The 18417-nt window shown below is 65.2% G+C and carries 23 protein-coding genes; 13 read left to right on the plus strand and 10 right to left on the minus strand.

Annotation, left to right across the window (positions count from 1 at the left end; genetic code table 11):
• The first annotated feature begins 69 nt into the window (after window positions 1-69).
• From trpC to ACOJTD_RS11365, 3 genes are read left to right on the plus strand one after another with little or no spacing between them, the layout of a single operon-like run.
• On the plus strand, window positions 70-867 hold the full coding sequence (gene trpC / locus ACOJTD_RS11355; protein WP_420133017.1) for an indole-3-glycerol phosphate synthase TrpC: 798 nt from the start codon (window positions 70-72) through the stop codon (window positions 865-867).
• A gap of 8 nt (window positions 868-875) precedes the next feature.
• Window positions 876-1409 (plus strand): cyclic pyranopterin monophosphate synthase MoaC, encoded by a 534-nt coding sequence (gene moaC / locus ACOJTD_RS11360; protein WP_420133018.1) that lies wholly within the window; start codon window positions 876-878, stop codon window positions 1407-1409.
• A 35-nt stretch (window positions 1410-1444) separates the two neighbouring features.
• A complete protein-coding gene (locus ACOJTD_RS11365) occupies window positions 1445-4006 on the plus strand; it encodes a cation-translocating P-type ATPase (protein ID WP_420133019.1) in 2562 nt (853 codons plus the stop codon).
• A 116-nt stretch (window positions 4007-4122) separates the two neighbouring features.
• Here the strand turns inward: ACOJTD_RS11365 and ACOJTD_RS11370 are convergent, their stop codons facing one another.
• Window positions 4123-4608, minus strand: coding sequence for a hypothetical protein (locus ACOJTD_RS11370; protein WP_420133020.1), 486 nt, complete (start codon window positions 4606-4608; stop codon window positions 4123-4125).
• Window positions 4609-4841: 233 nt separating this feature from the next.
• Here ACOJTD_RS11370 and ACOJTD_RS11375 point away from each other — a divergent pair, with 233 nt between their 5' ends.
• Together ACOJTD_RS11375 and ACOJTD_RS11380 are read left to right on the plus strand one after the other, a co-directional pair.
• Window positions 4842-5339, plus strand: coding sequence for an Hsp20/alpha crystallin family protein (locus ACOJTD_RS11375; RefSeq protein WP_420133047.1), 498 nt, complete (start codon window positions 4842-4844; stop codon window positions 5337-5339).
• A gap of 158 nt (window positions 5340-5497) precedes the next feature.
• Window positions 5498-5737, plus strand: coding sequence for a PilZ domain-containing protein (locus ACOJTD_RS11380; RefSeq protein WP_420133048.1), 240 nt, complete (start codon window positions 5498-5500; stop codon window positions 5735-5737).
• Between the two features lie 29 nt (window positions 5738-5766).
• On the opposite strand, the gene ACOJTD_RS11385 is transcribed toward ACOJTD_RS11380, so the two are convergent.
• Window positions 5767-6606 (minus strand): OmpA/MotB family protein, encoded by an 840-nt coding sequence (locus ACOJTD_RS11385; RefSeq protein ID WP_420133021.1) that lies wholly within the window; start codon window positions 6604-6606, stop codon window positions 5767-5769.
• Window positions 6607-6850: 244 nt separating this feature from the next.
• Between ACOJTD_RS11385 and ACOJTD_RS11390 the strand changes: the two genes are divergently transcribed.
• From ACOJTD_RS11390 to arr, 3 genes are all read left to right on the plus strand, one after another.
• Complete coding sequence (locus ACOJTD_RS11390) at window positions 6851-7480, plus strand: HAD family hydrolase (protein WP_420133022.1); 630 nt, start codon at window positions 6851-6853, stop codon at window positions 7478-7480.
• A 28-nt stretch (window positions 7481-7508) separates the two neighbouring features.
• Window positions 7509-7976: an acyl-CoA thioesterase gene (locus ACOJTD_RS11395; RefSeq protein ID WP_420133023.1), complete on the plus strand. Its 468-nt coding sequence runs from the start codon at window positions 7509-7511 to the stop codon at window positions 7974-7976.
• Between the two features lie 165 nt (window positions 7977-8141).
• The gene (gene arr, locus ACOJTD_RS11400) at window positions 8142-8549 is read left to right on the plus strand and encodes an NAD(+)--rifampin ADP-ribosyltransferase (RefSeq protein ID WP_420133024.1); all 408 of its coding nucleotides are present in this window, start codon (window positions 8142-8144) and stop codon (window positions 8547-8549) included.
• Between the two features lie 248 nt (window positions 8550-8797).
• Here arr and ACOJTD_RS11405 read toward each other — a convergent pair whose 3' ends face one another.
• Entirely contained in the window at window positions 8798-9118 is a 321-nt protein-coding gene (locus ACOJTD_RS11405) for a hypothetical protein (RefSeq protein WP_420133025.1), read from the minus strand.
• Between the two features lie 210 nt (window positions 9119-9328).
• On the opposite strand from ACOJTD_RS11405, the gene glp reads away from it, so the two are divergent.
• Both glp and lexA read left to right on the plus strand, forming a co-directional pair.
• Window positions 9329-10540: a gephyrin-like molybdotransferase Glp gene (gene glp, locus ACOJTD_RS11410; protein WP_420133026.1), complete on the plus strand. Its 1212-nt coding sequence runs from the start codon at window positions 9329-9331 to the stop codon at window positions 10538-10540.
• 170 nt (window positions 10541-10710) lie between these two features.
• Window positions 10711-11418, plus strand: coding sequence for a transcriptional repressor LexA (gene lexA / locus ACOJTD_RS11415; RefSeq protein ID WP_420133027.1), 708 nt, complete (start codon window positions 10711-10713; stop codon window positions 11416-11418).
• Between the two features lie 26 nt (window positions 11419-11444).
• On the opposite strand, the gene ACOJTD_RS11420 is transcribed toward lexA, so the two are convergent.
• From ACOJTD_RS11420 to ACOJTD_RS11445, 6 genes are all read right to left on the minus strand, one after another.
• Window positions 11445-12020 carry a peroxiredoxin gene (locus tag ACOJTD_RS11420; RefSeq protein WP_420133028.1) on the minus strand — a complete coding sequence of 192 codons (576 nt, stop codon included), beginning with the start codon at window positions 12018-12020 and terminating at the stop codon, window positions 11445-11447.
• 25 nt (window positions 12021-12045) lie between these two features.
• A complete protein-coding gene (gene smpB, locus ACOJTD_RS11425) occupies window positions 12046-12519 on the minus strand; it encodes an SsrA-binding protein SmpB (protein ID WP_420133029.1) in 474 nt (157 codons plus the stop codon).
• 38 nt (window positions 12520-12557) lie between these two features.
• Window positions 12558-13025, minus strand: a complete 468-nt coding sequence (gene mscL, locus ACOJTD_RS11430) for a large conductance mechanosensitive channel protein MscL (RefSeq protein ID WP_420133030.1) — start codon at window positions 13023-13025, stop codon at window positions 12558-12560.
• Between the two features lie 10 nt (window positions 13026-13035).
• Window positions 13036-13929, minus strand: a complete 894-nt coding sequence (dapA, locus tag ACOJTD_RS11435) for a 4-hydroxy-tetrahydrodipicolinate synthase (protein ID WP_420133031.1) — start codon at window positions 13927-13929, stop codon at window positions 13036-13038.
• Window positions 13930-14161: 232 nt separating this feature from the next.
• Entirely contained in the window at window positions 14162-14569 is a 408-nt protein-coding gene (locus ACOJTD_RS11440; RefSeq protein ID WP_420133032.1) for a (R)-mandelonitrile lyase, read from the minus strand.
• Window positions 14570-14589: 20 nt separating this feature from the next.
• Window positions 14590-15303 (minus strand): ribonuclease activity regulator RraA, encoded by a 714-nt coding sequence (locus tag ACOJTD_RS11445; RefSeq protein ID WP_420133033.1) that lies wholly within the window; start codon window positions 15301-15303, stop codon window positions 14590-14592.
• A gap of 233 nt (window positions 15304-15536) precedes the next feature.
• On the opposite strand from ACOJTD_RS11445, the gene pxpB reads away from it, so the two are divergent.
• Genes pxpB through ACOJTD_RS11460 form a run of 3 tightly spaced genes read left to right on the plus strand, consistent with a single transcriptional unit; the run spans window position 15537 to window position 18063 of the window.
• The gene (pxpB, locus tag ACOJTD_RS11450) at window positions 15537-16265 is read left to right on the plus strand and encodes a 5-oxoprolinase subunit PxpB (RefSeq protein ID WP_420133034.1); all 729 of its coding nucleotides are present in this window, start codon (window positions 15537-15539) and stop codon (window positions 16263-16265) included.
• Entirely contained in the window at window positions 16262-17269 is a 1008-nt protein-coding gene (locus tag ACOJTD_RS11455; RefSeq protein WP_420133035.1) for a biotin-dependent carboxyltransferase family protein, read from the plus strand. The genes pxpB and ACOJTD_RS11455 overlap by 4 nt, the downstream gene beginning before the upstream one ends.
• A 29-nt stretch (window positions 17270-17298) precedes the next feature.
• A complete protein-coding gene (locus tag ACOJTD_RS11460; protein WP_420133036.1) occupies window positions 17299-18063 on the plus strand; it encodes a LamB/YcsF family protein in 765 nt (254 codons plus the stop codon).
• A 16-nt stretch (window positions 18064-18079) separates the two neighbouring features.
• Here the strand turns inward: ACOJTD_RS11460 and ACOJTD_RS11465 are convergent, their stop codons facing one another.
• Window positions 18080-18232 (minus strand): hypothetical protein, encoded by a 153-nt coding sequence (locus ACOJTD_RS11465; protein WP_420133037.1) that lies wholly within the window; start codon window positions 18230-18232, stop codon window positions 18080-18082.
• Window positions 18233-18417 lie beyond the last annotated feature (185 nt).

Below are 18417 nucleotides of genomic sequence, written 5' to 3' on the forward strand. Positions count from 1 at the left end.
CTCGACAGCGGCGCAGCGGCCGCCAGGCTGAAGCAGCTGGTTGCGGTTTCGAACGGGTGAGAGGTTGTCATGTCCGACATCCTGAAGAAAATCGAGGACTATAAGCGCGAGGAGATTGCCGCCGCCAAGCGCGAGCGGCCCCTGGCCGGGCTGGAAGCGATCGCGCGCGACGCCGCGGCGCCGCGCGGCTTCGTCCGCGCGCTGCGCGCCAAGCATGCGGCCGGCGACTACGCGCTGATCGCGGAGATCAAGAAAGCCTCGCCGTCGAAGGGCCTGATCCGCGCCGACTTCGATCCGCCGGCGCTCGCCAAGGCCTATGAGCAAGGCGGCGCCGCGTGCCTGTCGGTGCTCACCGACACGCCGTCGTTCCAGGGCAGCCTTGATTATCTGGTCGCGGCGCGCGCCGCGGTGTCGCTACCGGCGCTGCGCAAGGACTTCATGTACGAGCCGTATCAGGTCGTCGAAGCCCGCGCCTATGGCGCCGACTGCATCCTCATCATCATGGCGGCGCTCGACGACGCCGAAGCCAAGGATATCGAGGACGCCGCGTTCGATCTCGGCATGGACGTGCTTGTCGAGATCCACGACGGCGCTGAGCTCGACCGCGCGCTGAAGCTTCGTTCGCCGATGATCGGCGTCAACAACCGCAATCTGCGCACCTTCGAGGTCACGCTCGCGACCAGCGAAGCGTTGGCGCCGCGCATTCCGAAGGATCGCCTGATGGTCGGCGAAAGCGGGATCTTCACCCCTGCCGACCTCACGCGCCTGGCTCGCGTCGGCATGACAACCTTCCTGGTCGGTGAAAGCCTGATGCGCCAGGACGACGTCACCGCGGCGACGCGGACGCTGCTGGCGAAAGCCGCCTGAGGCGACCGATGGCGAAAACCTCCAAGACGGCAAAACCCAAGGCTGCGGCTCAAGCTCCCACCCTCACCCACATCCGCTCCACCGGTGAGGCGCACATGGTCGACGTGTCGGACAAGCCGGCGACCGAACGGGTCGCGGTCGCCGAGGGGCGCGTGGTGATGAAGCCGGCGACGCTCGAGCTGATCCTCAGTGGCGATGCCAAAAAAGGCGACGTGCTCGGCACGGCGCGGATTGCCGGCATCATGGCAGCCAAGCGCACCTCCGAGCTGATCCCGCTGTGCCATCCGCTGGCATTGTCGAAAGTGACGATCGACATCACGCCGGACAAGAAGCTACCCGGCTGCATCGTCAGAGCGACCGCCAAGGTCAGCGGCCCGACCGGCGTCGAGATGGAAGCACTGACCGCCGTCTCCGTGGCGTGCCTGACGATCTACGACATGATCAAGGCCGCCGAACGCGGCGTGCGAATCGAAGGCATCCACCTGCTCGCCAAGACGGGCGGAAAGTCGGGTGACTACGTCGCGGACGCGCGCGCCAAATAGGCGTAAGCTCGGCGACGTCCGAAGTGAGCGCGCCGATGCCGACAACAGCCCCCTCACCCTTCAACGGCCTCACCGAGGCTGAAGCCAACGCGCGGCTGAACACCGAAGGCTTCAACGAATTGCCGCGGCCGGACCGCCGCACGCTGTTCGGCATTGTCCTCGAGGTGCTGCGCGAGCCGATGCTGGCGCTGCTGCTCGGTGGCGGCGTGATCTATCTGGCGCTCGGCGACTTCAAGGAAGCGATCATCCTGCTGGTATTCGCCAGCCTGTCGGTGATCATCACCGTGGTGCAGGAGAGCCGCACCGAGCGCGTGCTGGAAGCGCTGCGAGATCTCACCAGCCCGCGCGCTTTGGTGATCCGCGACGGTGAACGCAAGCGCATCGCCGGGCGTGACGTCGTCCGCGGCGATCTCATCGTACTGTCAGAGGGAGATCGCGTCGCCGCGGACGCCTTGCTGCTGCAAGCCGACGATGTTCAGGCCGACGAGTCACTGCTGACCGGTGAATCGCTGCCGGTTCGCAAGATCGCGCGCGACGAAGCCGGCGATGCGACGCCGCGTCGGCCCGGCGGCGACGATCAGCCGATCGTATATTCGGGCTCGCTGATGGTGCGCGGAAGCGGCATTGCCGAAGTCATCGCCACTGGCGCGCGCAGCGAGATCGGGAAGATTGGTCAGACACTCGGCACGATGCAAACCGAGCCTCCACGGCTGCAGACCCAGACGCGGAAGCTGGTGCGCGTGTTCGGCCTGATCGGCGGTGCGTTCAGTATTCTGGTCGTTCTGCTGTACGGGACGCTGCGCGGCGGCTGGCTCGACGCGGTGCTGGCCGGCATTACTGTCGGCATGTCGATGCTGCCCGAGGAATTCCCGGTAGTGCTCACTGTGTTCATGGCGATGGGCGCGTGGCGGATTTCGCAGGCCCGCGTGCTGACGCGGCGCGCCGCCGCGATCGAAGCGCTCGGCTCCGCAACAGTGCTGTGCACCGACAAGACCGGTACGCTCACCGAAAACCGGATGTCGGTCGCCGAGTTGCGGCTGCCGACAAGCGAGATCTTTCGCCCGCGCTCAGGCGAACTGCCGCCGGCGTTCCGCGATCTGCTCGACACCGGGCTGCTCGCAGCAGCACCTGATCCATTCGACCCGATGGACCGCGCGCTGCATCGCCTCGCCGGTGAGCATCTGCCGAACGGCGCCGGCGCCCGCAGCCTCGTGCATGCCTACGGCCTACGCCGTGACCTGCTGGCGATCACCCAGGTCTGGCGCGACCCCGACGACCTCGGCAATTTTATCGTCGCGGCCAAGGGGGCGCCGGAGGCGATCGCGCGAATGTGCGGCCTTGGCGATAACGACCTCAGGCAATTATCAACGACGATCGACGCGATGGCGGCCGATGGGCTACGCGTGCTTGGCGTCGCCCGCGCCGCCCACCCCAACGACAACTGGCCAGAGACGCCGCTCGGCTTCGGGTTTCAGTTTCTCGGCCTCGTCGGCCTTGCCGACCCACTGAGGGAGGCGGTGCCGGCGGCAGTCGCGGATTGCCGGACCGCCGGCATCCGCGTGGTCATGATCACGGGCGACTATCCGACCACGGCGCGCGCGATCGCCCGCGATGCCGGCATCGATGCTGAGACAAGTATCACCGGCGATGAAATCGCGAGTCTGGACGATGCCGCTCTGGCGCAGCGGCTGCGCGACACGACCGTGTTCGCGCGGATCATGCCGGAGCAGAAGCTGCGCATCGTCGAAGCGCTCAAGACTGATGGCGAAGTCGTCGCGATGACTGGCGACGGCGTCAACGACGCGCCGTCGCTGAAGGCGGCACACATCGGCATCGCGATGGGCGGCCGTGGCACCGACGTGGCGCGCGAGGCGTCGTCGATCGTGCTGCTCGACGACGACTTCGCCTCGATCGTCAAGGCGATCCGGCTCGGCCGGCGGATCTACGACAATCTCGTCAAGGCGATGGGCTTCATCTTCGCGGTCCACGTCCCGATCGCCGGACTGGCCCTGTTGCCGCTGCTGTTCGGCCTGCCGATCCTGCTCGGGCCGATCCACATCGCTTTTCTGGAAATGATCATCGACCCGGTGTGCTCGATCGTGTTCGAAGCCGAAACCGCCGAGGACGACGTCATGCGGCGCAAGCCACGGGATCCCGAACAGCCGCTGTTCGGCCGTGCGCTGATCGGTTGGGGACTGGTTCAAGGCCTGCTGGTGTTCGCGCTGGTCGCCGGCGTCTTCGTCATCGGCCAATTCCGCGCGATGCCGGAGACCGAACTGCGCGCATTGACCTTCTTCGCACTGGTGCTGAGTTTCGTCTGTCTGATCTTCGTCAACCGGTCGTTCTCGACCTCGATCCTGGCGGCGTTGCGCCGGCCCAATCCGATGCTGGCCGTGGTGCTGGTGATCGTCGCCGGCGTGCTTGGCCTGAGCCTCGCCTGGCCGTGGCTTCGCGAACTGTTCAAGTTCGGCCCGCTGCACGGCGACGATCTTGCGCTCACGGCTGTTGCCGCCCTGGTGGTGTTGATCCTGCTGGAATTGATCAAGCCGCTGTGGCGCAGCCGGCTCGGCGGAATGTCGTCGCGGCAATCGGCGTAAGCCGCACCGCCGCGACGTTCGCGTGCTACACGGAAAGCCGCTCGATCGCTTGGCGATCGATCACGAAACGGCTGGTGTTCGTACAGTCTTCGCAGCGATAGATGTGGCGTTCGAATTCAGAACTGCGCCCGACCGGACGCGGCTCGACGCGCGCGAGCCGCATGGTCGCGCCGCAGACGGGGCAGCGCGCGGGATCGAACGTGGTTTGAATGTTGCGCCAGACCATAATGCCTCCTCCCCACTGGCTCGCTGAGTTCGAACGACGGGCTGTCGTCGCGGTGTCCCCCACCGCTCAGCCGGATCGCTGCTCCGCCTTTCGGCGGCGGCTCGTCGTCGTCGAGCCGGCGAAGCGCGGCCAGAATTGCGGCGAGCGGCACAGTCTTGTCCGAGCCGGGCACGGCACGTAGCCATGGCTGTTGCTCGATCGCATTGGCGTCGGACGCCCATGAGGAGAGAATGGCCCGCTTATCCGCCGTGCTCAGCGCGTCATCGCGCAGCACATGATCGGGATGATCATAAGTCGCGGCCTGGTCACGGTCAGGATATGGCAGGATCCCTGGAACATGGCGGAGTTCCAGAGCCGTTTCAGTCGTGGTGTGCATAGCAATCCTCCCGAGCTACTCCTTTCAAACGGGACGGACCGAAAATTAAAATCATCGCCGGCGCTTTCAAGTCCCCGCTCGAAATTTTTTCGGCTCTCGCCGCATCGGACTACCAACTCGCCCCTTGACCCTATCAGGCGCGATCCCAGATCGAACTGCGCGCCCGCCCGGCGCGGGTGCGCTTTCTGGTTTCGAAGATCGGATTGATCACGACTGGAATGAGGAGGCATCCCATGAACGTGCGAGAGATGATCCCTTGGGGCCGCAGCAATCAGTCGGTCTCGTCTTTCAACGGCGATCCGTTCGTGTCGCTGCAGCGCGAAATGAACCGGATGTTCGACGACGTCTTCCGCGGCTTCGACACACCCGCCTTGTCAGGCCGCTTCCCGGCGTTCGGCACCTCTTGGCCCAAGCTAGAAATCGCCGACAGTGACAAGGCGCTGACGGTCTCGGCCGAGGTCCCCGGAATGGAGGAGAAGGACATTGAGGTTCTGCTCGGCGACGGCGCGCTGACCATCCGCGGCGAGAAGACGTCCGCGACCGAAGACAAGGACAAGCAATTCAGCGAGCACTTCTACGGCAAGTTCGAACGCCGGGTACCTATCGACGCAGCGATCGCCCCCGATCAAGTCAGCGCGTCGTTCAAGAACGGTGTCCTGACCGTGACCTTGCCAAAGAACGGGCCTGCGCCGTCAGCAGCCAAGCGGATTGCGATCCAGCCGGGCAAGTAATCGCGGCGAGACAGAAAGGATTTATTCATCATGACGCTGAACGCCTCGGAACAAAGGTGTTGTGCCGGGGCGTTCGGGTGTCGGCGCAAACAGAATTTAACAACTTCGGGGTGCAATCGCGCCGCAGGGAGATTTCACCGGCAGCACGAGAGTTGGTGATGAGACAAGAGCGACGATTTGCGCGTGTGCGCCCGAACGCGAGTGCGGCGAGCCTCATCGTCGGCCCCAGGGTCCCGGTCGTGCCTTGTCAGGTGGTCGATTATTCCGCCGGCGGCGCCTGCATCGAGCTGAACGCCGACGTCACCCTGCCCCCACGCTTCGAATTACTGCATGGCGGCACCAAGAAGAAGTGCCGCACGGTCTGGCGCAAGGTCCGACGGATCGGGGTCGCGTTCTGAAGCGATTGATTGGACGGACCCGCTCGCCGTCAGCGCTGCAGGTCCGGCGGCAGCGGCGGGTTCTCGCGCAGCAGGCTGATGGTCACTCTCCGATTGGCAGCAATTGTCGGCGCTTCCGGAAATAGCGGCTCGCCGTCGCCTTTGCCGGCCACCGACATCACCCGGCTCGCCGGTAATCCCTCCCGCTTCAGGATCTGGCGCACCGCATTCGCCCGGCCGGTGGACAGGTCGAACGCGTCGTAATCGTCGTTGGCCGCGACCGCCACGGCCGCGGTATGGCCGACGATCGAAACCCGCAGCGAGGTCGCGCGTAACGGACCCGCAAGCCGCATAATCAGCAGCCGCGCAGTCTCATACGGCACCGTCGAGCCGTCCGGAAACATCGCCCGCCCGTCCTGATCGGTGAGTTCGAGATTCAGACCGAGCGGCGTCTCCTCGAACACCACGTTCTTCGACAGCTCGCTAAGCTCCGGGGAGTCCTGCAGCGCCTGACGCAGCGAAGCCGACGCAAGCGCGAACTCGCGCTCGGACTTCGCCTGGGCGCTGCCGCCGTCCTGCGGGCTCGGCGTGGCGCTGGACTGATCGGGCGCGACGTTCATCTTGCTGCGGACCGTGCCCTGCACCGGCACACCGTCGGTTTCGACCACGCCCGACCAGCGCGACTCCTGCTGCACGCCGAACGCGTCGCGCATCGAGCCGGCGACGATCTGCATCTTGCGCAAATCCTGTGTCGAGAACGATACCAGCACGAGGAAGAAGCTGACGAGCAGGCCCATGAGATCGGCGAAGGTCACGAACCAACCGTGGCCTCCGGGATGCTCTTCTTCGACTTTCTTCTTGCCGCCGGTGCGGCCACCTCCACTCAGCATCGGCGGTGATCCGAAGTCGAGCAGAGGATAAACGGGGCGTGACGTCCGACGCGCATGGCGATCGCCGCTGATGAATCCGGCGCCGCGTGCGTCGAGCCTGGAAGACGTGCCTCGCCGCGCAGCTCCTGTGTTCTAGAAGGCCACGCGTGAACAAACGGTTGTCGTTGTTCCTCAATGTTTCCGGACCATACTAGACTTCCGTCGGCATCTCGCCTCGACGCCATGTTCCTGCTAGGTCTTCGGTATGACGACATCCCTTTCGCCCGGCGCTGCGGATGCGCTGCTGTTCGATCTCGGCCGCGTGGTAATCGATTTCGATCTCGCGCGAACGCTGAAAGCCTGGGCTGTCGAGCTCGGCAGCGATCCGTCGGCCATGATGATGCGGCTCGCGCAGAACGACATGTTTCATCGCTACGAGACCGGGCACGTCACCGACGCCGAGTTTTTCGCGGCGGTCCGTGACGTGCTGGGGCTGAAGCTGTCCGACGAAGCGCTGCGCGAAGGCTGGAATGCGATCTTCATCGGCGAAATGCCGGGCATTGGGCCGCAGCTCGCGCGCGCGGCGCGGCACCTGCCGCTTTATGCGCTCTCGAACACCAACGATGCTCACATCGCGCATTTCTCGGAGCACTATGCGCATCTGCTGGTGCATTTCCGCGAACTGTTCCTGTCGTCGCGGATCGGGATGCGCAAGCCGAACGCAAACGCGTACGATCACGTCGTCAAGAATATCGGCGCGCGCCCGGACCGCATTGTGTTCTTCGACGATCTGGCCGAAAACATCGAAGCTGCGCGCCAGCACGGTCTAAAGGCCGTGCACGTTCGCTCCAGCGCGGACGTGGCGCAGGCGCTCGATCAACTCGGGCTGGCGTGACCGCCCCAACGACTGCTGACCGATTGCCATGACCGACGCTGCGACCGACCTCGCCTGGGATCATCCAAACCCGTTCACGCTGACCATGGTGCCCGGCGCGGCCGATATCGACGGCCTCAACCACACCAACAACTCGGTCTACGTGCGCTGGTGCGACAGTGTCGGCTGGGCGCATTCCGAAGCGCTCGGTCTGGCGCTCGCCGACTGGCAGCGGATCGACCGCGCGATGGCAATCAGACGCGGAGAATACGATTACCTGCTGCCGAGCCATCTCGGCGACGAACTGCTGCTTGGCACCTGGATCTACGGCAGCGACGGCAAATTGGTGATGGAACGCCGCTTCCAGCTGATCCGGCTGCGCGACGGCGCCACCGTGATGCGCGGGCGCTGGCAGCTCGTCTGCATCGAGATGTCGAGCGGCCGCCCGCGCCGCCTGCCGCCGGAATTCGCCGCTGTGTATCTGCCGGTGATGGTGCGGGCGAAGGACGGCGAATAAGCGTCGACCGGTTCGGGGCGTTCGGCCATCAGCATCTTTGGCACAGCCGTGCGGTCCCCTTGGTTCCCCGAACGAAGGAAAACTCCCCACGCTCGATATAAGTCAGTAGCCTTGCAAGCTACCAATCTCGTCCTCCCGTCCGACCGCCGCAGGAGTACAGCCCTGATGTCCGCTGCCACCGTCTTCGTGCGTCAGTTCTTCCACGGCACGCGCGCCGATCTCGCCCCCGGCGAGCTGATCGTGGTCGGCTATCAGTCCAACTTCACCGATGCGGCGCTGTCCTGGGTTTATTTCGCCGGCACACTCGATGCCGCGATCTGGGGTGCCGAGCTGGCGTCCGGCGACACGCCGCAGCGCATCTATGTGGTCGAGCCGACCGGCGCGTTCGAAGATGATCCCAACCTCACCGACAAGAAGTTTCCCGGCAATCCGACACTCTCCTATCGCTCTCGGCATCCGTTGCGGATCGTCGCCGAGGTCACGAACTGGCAGGGCCACACGCAGGAGCAAGTTCAGCAGATGAAGGACGGCTTCGCACGGCTACGCGCCGCGGGCGCCGAGATCATCGATTGATCGACGTGACACGGCCTAGCTGGCGAACACGCACGACCGCCGTGAATGGCCGGGACGAGCCCGGCCATGGCAGGACTCGCGGCGAAATACGCTATCTAGAATAGACGGTGGATTCGGTTCGCGTCGTGGAAGCACGCTACGACAATCTGGCCGGATCAGGGCGCCTCAAGGATCAGAGCGCATTTTAGAAACCACTCATTCGAGACGACGCCGAGCGCCCTCCCGCCATGAGCGGATGCCCATACTGACTACGGTGCCGGCAGCGAGCGGCAGTCCATGGAATACACCAGTTCGCCCTTCGCCGTGCGGCCGATCGGCTGGCACGGGATGGTGGTCCGCGTCGCCGCCGGCGTGGCTGTCGCGGACGGCGCCGTGGCGGCGGCAGGCGCAACCGCAGGCGCGGTAGCGGCCACCTCCGGCGCAGTCGCCGCGGGAGGCGCGTAGTCCGGATTGGCCGACGGCATCCAGCCTCGGCTCCAATCGTGCCGGACCGCATAGGTGGTGCCGAACGCGATCAGTCCGATGACGCCGACAATCCGCAGCAGCCATTTGGCAAAATCATCACCCATCTGCGCACTCCACTGCCGGCACGTCGCCACACGATGAGTGGTCGTATCGCCCGGCACCCCGTCCGACAATTATGATTTCGTTGGGCGCGATGCCGCTCCGACCGCCGCGCCGGACCTTGCGCAAGCGCCGCGGCACACCTAAAGCCGAAGCATGGACCACTCTCAGCCTCGCCGCTTGCAACCTGCCCTCGCCCGTTCCGGAGCCTGCCGATGGCGCTGATGCCGGTTGCCGACGCTCTAGCCGCCGTACTCGACGGCGCCGCTGGCCTTGCCATGGACACCGTCGCGCTCGAGGACAGCCATGGCCGCGTGCTAGCGCGTGATCTGGCGGCGCTGCGGACCCAGCCGCCGCAGCCGATGTCGGCGATGGACGGCTATGCGGTGCGCGCCGCGGACGTCGCGACCGTGCCGGTACGGCTGAAAGTGATCGGCGAGATCGCCGCGGGCAAGCCGGCCACGCTCGGCATCGGGCCGGGTCAGGCGCTGCGGATCTTCACCGGCGGTGTGATCCCGGATGGCGCCGACACCGTGGTGATCCAGGAGGACACGCAGCGCGACGGCGATCAGGTGACCGTCACCGAAGCGGCCCGGACCGGCCGCCACATCCGGCCGGCCGGTGTCGACTTCACCGAGGGCGAAGTCCTGCTGCGCGCCGGGCATCGGCTGAATGACCGAGATCTCGCGCTCGCCGCTGGCATGAACCACCCGACGCTCCCTGTGTATGCCCGCCCGCGCGTGGCGATGCTCGCGACCGGCGACGAACTGGTGATGCCGGGCAACCCGCTGCAGCCGGGTCAGATTGTCTATTCCAACGGCTACGCGCTGCGGGCCCTGGCGCGCAGCGAGGGTGCCGCGGTGATCGACCTCGGCATCGCCGGCGATACTGTCGAGGCGACGACTGCGGCGATTCGGAAAGCACGCGATCTCGGCGTCGACCTGCTCGTCACCACGGGCGGCGCATCGGCTGGCGACCACGACCTCGTCAAACAGTCGCTGGAGGCAGAAGGAACGGACATCGCGTTCTGGAAGATTGCGATGCGCCCCGGCAAGCCGATGATGCACGGCCGGCTCGGCCCGATGCGGGTGATCGGCCTGCCCGGCAATCCGGTGTCATCCTATGTCTGCGCCTTCCTGTTCATGGTGCCGTTGCTGCGCGCGCTGTCCGGAATGCGCGAGGTGATGCATCGGCGCGAACCGGCGTGGCTGGGCGCGGCGCTCTCCGCCAACGATCAGCGTGAAGACTATCTGCGCGCGTATTTCGAGGTGGCGGATGACGGACGACTGATCGCGACGCCGGTCGATCGCCAGGACTCGTCACTGCTGGCGCGGTTATCAGCCGCGCAGGCGCTAATCATCCGTCCCCCGCATGCGCCGGCCGCCGAGGCTGGCTCCGCCTGTCACATCCTTAAGCTCCCGCTATAGCGATCGATGAATTTGTTGACCTCAAATTAAGAGGTTGCGGAACACATACCGAACATATAGTGTCCGTTCATGATTTGTTTCGATTCATGTCGTCTCATTGCCTCGGACGTGATGACGCAAGGTGATGACGGGCGAGATGGCGATCGTCGCCAGATTGGGGAATGGTCGGGATGCTGACGCGCAAACAATTCGAGCTGCTGAAGTTCATTAACGAGCGCCTGAAGGAAGCCGGCGTTCCGCCCTCGTTCGACGAGATGAAGGATGCGCTCGACCTGCGCTCCAAGTCAGGCATCCATCGTCTGATTACCGCTCTTGAAGAACGCGGCTTCATCCGCCGTCTGCCCAATCGCGCACGCGCCATTGAAGTTATCAAGCTGCCTGATCTCGGCGGGAATGGCGGCGGCGCACGGCGTGGCTTCACCCCGAGCGTGATCGAAGGCAATCTCGGCAAGGTCCGGCCGCCGAGCCCGCAGCCCGTCGAGCACGAGACCGACCGTAACGTCGCCGTGCCGGTGATGGGCCGGATCGCAGCCGGTACACCGATCGAAGCGCTACAGACCCGCAGCCACACCATCAGCGTGCCGCCCGAGATGCTCGGCGCGGGTGAGCACTACGCACTGGAAGTTCGCGGCGATTCGATGGTCGAAGCAGGCATCCTCGACGGCGACATGGCGCTGATTCAGCGTAACGAGAGCGCCGACACCGGCGACATCGTGGTGGCGCTGATCGACGAGGAGGAAGCCACGCTAAAGCGCTTCCGGCGCCGCGGTGCCTCGATCGCGCTAGAGCCCGCCAACGCGGCCTACGAAGTTCGAATCCTGCCGCCGAACCGGGTTCGTATCCAGGGCAAGCTGGTCGGCCTGTACCGCAAGTACTAATCGCGATCGCTGTCGCCGGCGCGATCTCAGCGCGGGTGAGTCTTCAGCCACTCCAGCACATCGCCTGCATTCCGGTCCGGCGGAAACACCGGATAGAACACGTGAGTGACACGGCCTTCGTCGACGATCAGCGCGATTCGTTTCAGCAATGTCGTGCCGGCGACCTCCATGGTGGGCAGCCTGGCGGCGGTCGCCAGCGCCAGCTTGTCGTCGGACAGCACCGGAAACGGCAAATGCAGCCGTGTCGCCATCTCCGTCTGGTAGGCGGTGTCCTGTGTCGACAGCCCGAACACCTGAGCGGCGCCCGCGGCTTTGAGTTCAGCGAACAGGTCCCGGAACGAACAGGTCTGCGGGGTGCAACCGCGCGCGCCCGGGATCATATCCCAGTCGTCCACCGGCGAGATCTGGCCCGGCACGCCCGTCCGCGGGTAACCGAAGACGACGGTTCGGCCCGACAGCGTCGATAGATCCACGGTCTGACCGTCGGTGGCGGGCAGCGGCACCGAGGGCAAGGTCAGGCCGGGCAGGTGCGCCGCACCGCCGTCATCGACCGGCGCAGGAATCACGGACCAGTCGACCTCGTTCAGATGGATCTGGTTCATGCGGCCGTCTCTCCCTGTGGATGCGTCAGCCGCGGGCTCGTAGCAGCCGGCCCTTTTCGCGGCTCCAGTCGCGCTTCTTCTCGGTCTCGCGCTTGTCATGCATCTGCTTGCCCTTGGCGAGCGCCAGCAGCAGCTTTGCCCGTCCCTTTTCGTTGAAGTACAGCTTCAAGGGAATCAGCGTCATGCCCTGGCGTTCGACCGCGCCCATCAGCTTGTTGATCTGCTTGCGATGCAGCAGCAGCTTGCGCGGCCGCTTCGGCTCGTGATTGAAGCGGTTGGCCTGCAGATATTCGGGGATGGTTGCGTTGATCAGCCAGATCTCGCCGCCACGGGAATCCGCATACGATTCGGCGATCGTCGACTTGCCGCCACGCACCGACTTCACCTCGGTGCCGGTCAACGAGATGCCGGCTTCGATCGTGTCTTCGATTGCGTAGTTGAACCGCGCCTTGCGGTTTTCGGCGACGACCTTGATCGCGCGTTCGTTCTTGTCGGCCATTGCGGCGGTTCCTGTCGGCCTGGTCCATCACGCCGCGGTTAGAGGGACGGACCGGCGCCTTTCTTGAGCAGATCGCGGATTGCGGTGAGCAGTTCTTCCTGCCGGGTCGGAGTCGGCGGCGGCGCCTTGGTCTCTTCGGCTTTCTGCTTCAGCTTGTTGAGCGAGCGGATCACGGCGAACAGAACGGCTGCGACGATCAGAAAGTTCAGCGTCACCGTGAGGAAATTGCCCCACGCCAGCACGGCGCCCTGCTTCTTCGCGTCGGCCAGGGTGTTGGCCGTCACCGCCTTCGTGAGCGGCGTGAAGTAATTGGAGAAATCGAGACCGCCGGTGATCGCGCCGATGATCGGCATGATGACGTCGCCGACCAGCGAGGTCACGATCGCGCCGAACGCCGCGCCGATGATGACGCCAACCGCGAGGTCGACGACATTGCCCTTCATGGCGAAATCACGAAATTCTTTGAGGAGCCTCGACCCCTTCTGCTCGATCTCTCCGACGCCCATGCAGCCTCCCTCAGTTCAGCAAGCCAGCGTGCATCATCGCCGCGCGGATGACCTTGCCGGTCGGTTCGGTGACCGGCATCAGCGGCAGCCGCACTTCTTCTTGGATCCGGCCGAGCAGAGTCAGGCCGTGCTTGGCACCGGCGACGCCGGGCTCCTTGAACACAGCGTCGTGCAGCGGCACCAGGCGATCCTGGATCTTCAGCGCGCCTGCATAATTGCCGGCAAACACCGCGCTCATCAGGTCCGAACACAGCTTCGGCGCCACATTCGATACCACCGAGATGCAGCCGTGGCCGCCCGCCGCCATATAGGCAAGCGCCGTCATGTCCTCGCCGGAGAGCTGGAGGAAGTCGGCGCCCATGGCATGGCGCTGCTGCGAGACGCGGCCGAGATTGGCGGTGGCGTCCTTGACGCCGGCAATATTCTTCAGCTCGTACAACCGGCTCATGGTGTCGACCGACATGTCGACCACCGAGCGCGGCGGGATGTTGTAGATGATGATCGGAATTCCGATCGCATCGTTCACCGCCTTGAAGTGCTGATACATGCCCTCCTGGGTCGGCTTGTTGTAATACGGCGTCACCACCAGAACTGCTTCGGCACCGGCCTTTTCGGCGTGCTTGGCGAGCGCCACGGCCTCACGGGTCGAGTTTGAGCCCGCCCCGGCGATCACCGGCACGCGGCCCTTTGCCTCCTCGACGCACCATTCGACCACCTTGTGGTGCTCCTCGTGGCTCAGCGTCGGGCTTTCACCCGTGGTGCCGACCGGCACCAGGCCGTGGGTCCCCTCTTCGATCTGCCAGTTCACCAGCGCGCGAAACGCCTCCTCGTCAAGCGAACCGTCTTTTTTGAACGGCGTGACCATGGCGGTAAACGATCCCCGGAAATTCGCCTTGGCAGCCATTGGTATTCTCCTGACGCACATCGCCTGCAAACGAACCGCCTTCATAACGAGTCCGCGACAGCCGCGAAAGACCTGAAATTACGACAGAAACGCCGCCAAGGCGCGTTCGCAGATGCGAACGCCCTTGGTTCGAATGATGAAATCCGAATGCGTTAGGCAGCAAACCTGAAGTTCGATCGAAACAGTAGCAGCTGAGCGCTGACAAGCTTCGATTCAACTGGAACCGCCGGCCTTAAGCTGATGGCTGCACGGCATAATCGGCGTCGCTGACCTGCTCCATCCAGGTCGCGAAGCTGCCATCGAGCGCCTCCTGCATGGCAATGTGGGTCATGCCATTGGTCGGTGACGCACCGTGCCAATGCTTCTCGCCCGGCGGGATCCAGACCACGTCACCGGCGCGAATCTCGCGGACCGGCCCGCCGAGAGTCTGGATGCGGCCAACGCCGGCGACGACGTAGAGCGTTTGCCCGAGCGGATGGGTGTGCCAGGCGGTGCGAGCGCCGGGCTCGAATGCCACCCGGGTCGCCGCCAGCCGCGCCGGAGCCGGGGCGGAGACGATCGGATCCTGCCACACCGTGCCGGTGAAATAGTCCTTGGAGGCGCGCTGGGTGGGCCGCGAGCCGGCTGCGAAGATGTCCATGGTCTGGCCTCCCCGGGCGCTTACGCCTTGCCCGCCTTCTCCTTGAACGCCGCATAGCGCGCCTTGGTTTCGGCGTTCATCGGATAGAGGCCCGGCAGCACGGCGCCGTTGTTGACCTCCTCGACGATCCAGCCTTCCATCCGCTCCTGCTCCGGTCCCTCGGCCAGCACGTGGTCGAGCAGCGCCTGCGGGATCAGCACGGCGCCGTCCTGATCGGCGACGATGATGTCCTTCGGGAATACGGCGACCCCGCCGCAGCCGATCGGCTCGCCCCAGCCGACGAAGGTCAGGCCAGCCACCGAGGGCGGCGCAGCCGCGCCGTTGCACCACACCGGCAGGCCGGTGCCGAGCACGCCCTCGAGATCTCGGACAACGCCATCGGTGATCAGCGCGGTGATGCCGCGCTTGACCATGCGGGCGCACAGAATGTCGCCGAACACGCCGGCGTCGCTGACGCCCATCGCGTCGATCACCGCGATGCAGCCTTCCGGCATCGCCTCGATCGCCGCGCGGGTCGAGATCGGCGAGCCCCAGGATTCCGGCGTGGCGAGGTCTTCGCGGGCCGGTACGAAGCGCAGCGTGAAGGCTTCGCCGACTAGCCGCGGCTGCCCCGGACGCAGCGGCCGCGCGCCGCGCAGCCAGACATTGCGAAGTCCCTTCTTCAGCAACACCGTGGTGATGGTCGCGGTCGAGACGCGCGCAAGGGTGGCGATGGCTTCCGGGGTCAGTGACATGTGCACGCAGCTCCTCAAGAGATCGGAGGCGCATCTTGCGGGCGCGCCCTCCCTCGTCAAGCTGCAACTCGCGCTCGGCTGACCTTCGTCAAACGCCTGATCAACACGGCTTATCGCTTGTTCCGGCAATCAGTTATCGGCTGTGCGCCGATCACGAAGTGATTTTCACGCGGCCCGAAAACACGCTATGCGTAGACCTTCGCCGAGGATTGAGAGGGGCGTGATCAGAAGACATGGCGCTGACGACTCCCCGTATGTTGCCGAGCGGCGACTCCGCCATCACCGTCGATTTCGGTCGCGAGATCAGCGACGAGTCGAACCATCGCGTGCTCGCGCTGGATCGCCTGCTCACCGCCACGCCGATCGCGGGCGTGTGTGAAACGGTGCCGACTTATCGCTCGCTGCTGGTGCACTACGATCCCGAGCAGATCGATTTTTTAGCGCTCGCCGAACAATTGACGCGCCTGGCGCAGCAGCCGATCGAGACGACGGCGACCGCGCAGCGGCGCTGGCGAATCCCGGTCTGCTACGGCGGCGAGCACGGCATCGATCTGGAAGACGCTGCGGCGACGCTGAACATCACACCGGACGACCTCGTCGCGCGTCATGCCGCCGGCAATTACCGGGTTGCGATGATCGGTTTCACACCGGGCTGGTCGTATCTATCGGGCCTCGATCCGGCGCTGGCGATCCCACGCCGGCAAGCGCCCCGGTTGCTGACTCCTGCCGGCACCATTTCCATCGGCGGCGTGCAGACCGGCGTGCAGTGCCTGCCCGGCCCGAGCGGCTGGCATTTGCTCGGTCGAACGCCGGTTCGGACTTATCAGTTGCATCGCGATCCGATCTTTCTGCTCGAGCCGGGTGACGCGATCAGCTTTACCCCGATCGATGCGAAACAATTCGCGGAGCAAGACCGCGCCGCCGAAGCCGGCGAGATCGTCGCCGAACTGGTGGCCGCATGAGCCGGCTGATCATCGACAGCGTCGGTCCCGCCACCTCGGTACAAGACGGCGGCCGGCATGGCGCGCAGCGCTATGGCCTGACACCGAGTGGCGCGATGGACCGCGTGTCGCTCGCTGCCGCCAATGTCCTGGTCGGCAACGCACCGGTCGCAGCCGCGATCGAACTCGGGCCACTCGGCGCGACGCTGACCGCCCGCGAGGGCGCGCTGCGCCTCGCCCTCACCGGCGCCGAACGCGCCGCCGCGATCGACGGCAAGGCAATCCTGCTCAACGAGTCCTTCCTGCTCGGCGAAGGCAAGACGCTGACACTCGGCATCGCACGCAGTCAGGTGTTCAGTTACTTGGCGATCGCCGGCAGCATCGACGGCGAGCCAATGTTCGGCAGCCTCGCGGTCAATGCCCGCGCCGGTCTCGGCAGCCCCTTCCCGCGTCCGCTGCAAGCGGGTGATGTCATCCCGGCGCAATCGGCCAAACCAGGCGATGAGCGACGACTCGATCTGCCGAAGCTAGCCGACGATCCGATCCGGGTCGTACTCGGGCCCCAGGACGACGAGTTCGGTGACGACGTCGCGGCGTTCCTCGATGGTGAATGGAAGATCTCCGCCACCAGCGACCGGATGGGTTATCGCCTCGAAGGTCCGCAGATCCGTCACCAGCATGGCCACAACATCGTCTCCGACGGCACCGTGGACGGCAGCATTCAGGTGCCCGGCAACGGCCAGCCGATCGTGCTGATGTCCGATCGCGGCACCAGCGGCGGCTATCCGAAAATCGCCACGGTGATCACCGCCGACCTCGGAAGGTTGGCGCAGCGTCAGCCGGGGCGGCCATTCCGTTTCGCGGCGGTGAGCATGGACGAAGCGCAGGCTGCGTATCGGGCGATGGCCAAGCTGATCCGCTCGCTGCCCGACCGGCTGCAGGACGCACGTCACGTCACGCTCGATCTCGATGCCCTCGTGACCGCGAACGTCGCCGGCGCCGCGATCGATGCGCTCGATGGCTGAGCACTGGATTATTGGAAGGAAGGCCTGAGATGAAGATCGACCTGAACTGCGACCTCGGCGAAGGCTTCGGCGCGTGGAGCATGGGCGACGACGCCGCGATGATGAGCATCGCCACCAGCGTCAACGTCGCCTGTGGCTTTCACGCCGGCGATCCCGATATCATGCACAAGACCGTCACGATGGCGAAGCAGCACGGCGTGTCGATCGGCGCGCATCCCGGCTTTCGCGATCTGCACGGCTTCGGACGTCGCCCGGTGCCGGGCATCACGGCGGCCGAGATCGAGAACCTGGTCGCCTATCAGATCGGCGCGCTGCAGGCCGTCGCCACGTTGGCCGGCCACAAGGTCACGCATGTCAAGGCGCACGGCGCGCTGTCGAATGTCGCCTGTGAAGACGACATGACGGCGCGCGCGATCGCCGCGGCGATCAAGGCGGTCGATCCGTCCCTCATTTTCGTGGTGCTGGCGAATTCCAAGCTGGTCACGGCCGGCGAGGCTGCTGGTCTGCCGCTGGTCCACGAGGTGTTCGCCGACCGGGCTTATGAGGACGACGGCAATCTGGTGTCGCGCCGCAAGCCAGGCGCGGTTCTGCACGATCCCAGCGAGATCGCTCAGCGCGTGCTCCGCATGGCGCAGGATGGTGCAGTTGTGTCAGTGACCGGAAAAGTGATCAAAATGCGCACCGATACGGTATGCATCCACGGCGACACCCGCGGCGCGGTCGAGATCGCCTGTGGGGTGCGCCAGCTTCTCGAGCATAATGGCATCAAGGTCGAGCCATTCGCCCGAGCGTGACCTAGTGCGCCAGCCCCTAGAACAGGCGGAGGTGCGGCGCTCCAAAAGCGACCGCGGCAATCAAGGCGAAGGCGGCGCTGACGGCGAGAACGTCGACGTTTAGCACCATCGCGGCCGACGCCAGGGCGCGACGGATCGCGGGTGCGTTCGTGCGGTTGTGCTGTGTCATGACGGGTCTCCCAAGCTCTCGGGGAACAACAAAAGCCCGAATTCGACGCCCCGCAAGGCGGTCGGCGAAATAACGACGCCTGTGCCATCAGGGTCCCGGAACCGGCAGAAATCTTCTCTTCCGCAGCCGCGAAGGCGGAGTTCTTTCTAGGCCCCTGCAAGCCAAAACCGCCTTGTCTCCGCCGC

The sequence above is a fragment of the Rhodopseudomonas sp. genome (assembly GCF_048594845.1).
In the GTDB taxonomy this organism is placed as follows: Bacteria; Pseudomonadota; Alphaproteobacteria; order Rhizobiales; family Xanthobacteraceae; genus Rhodopseudomonas.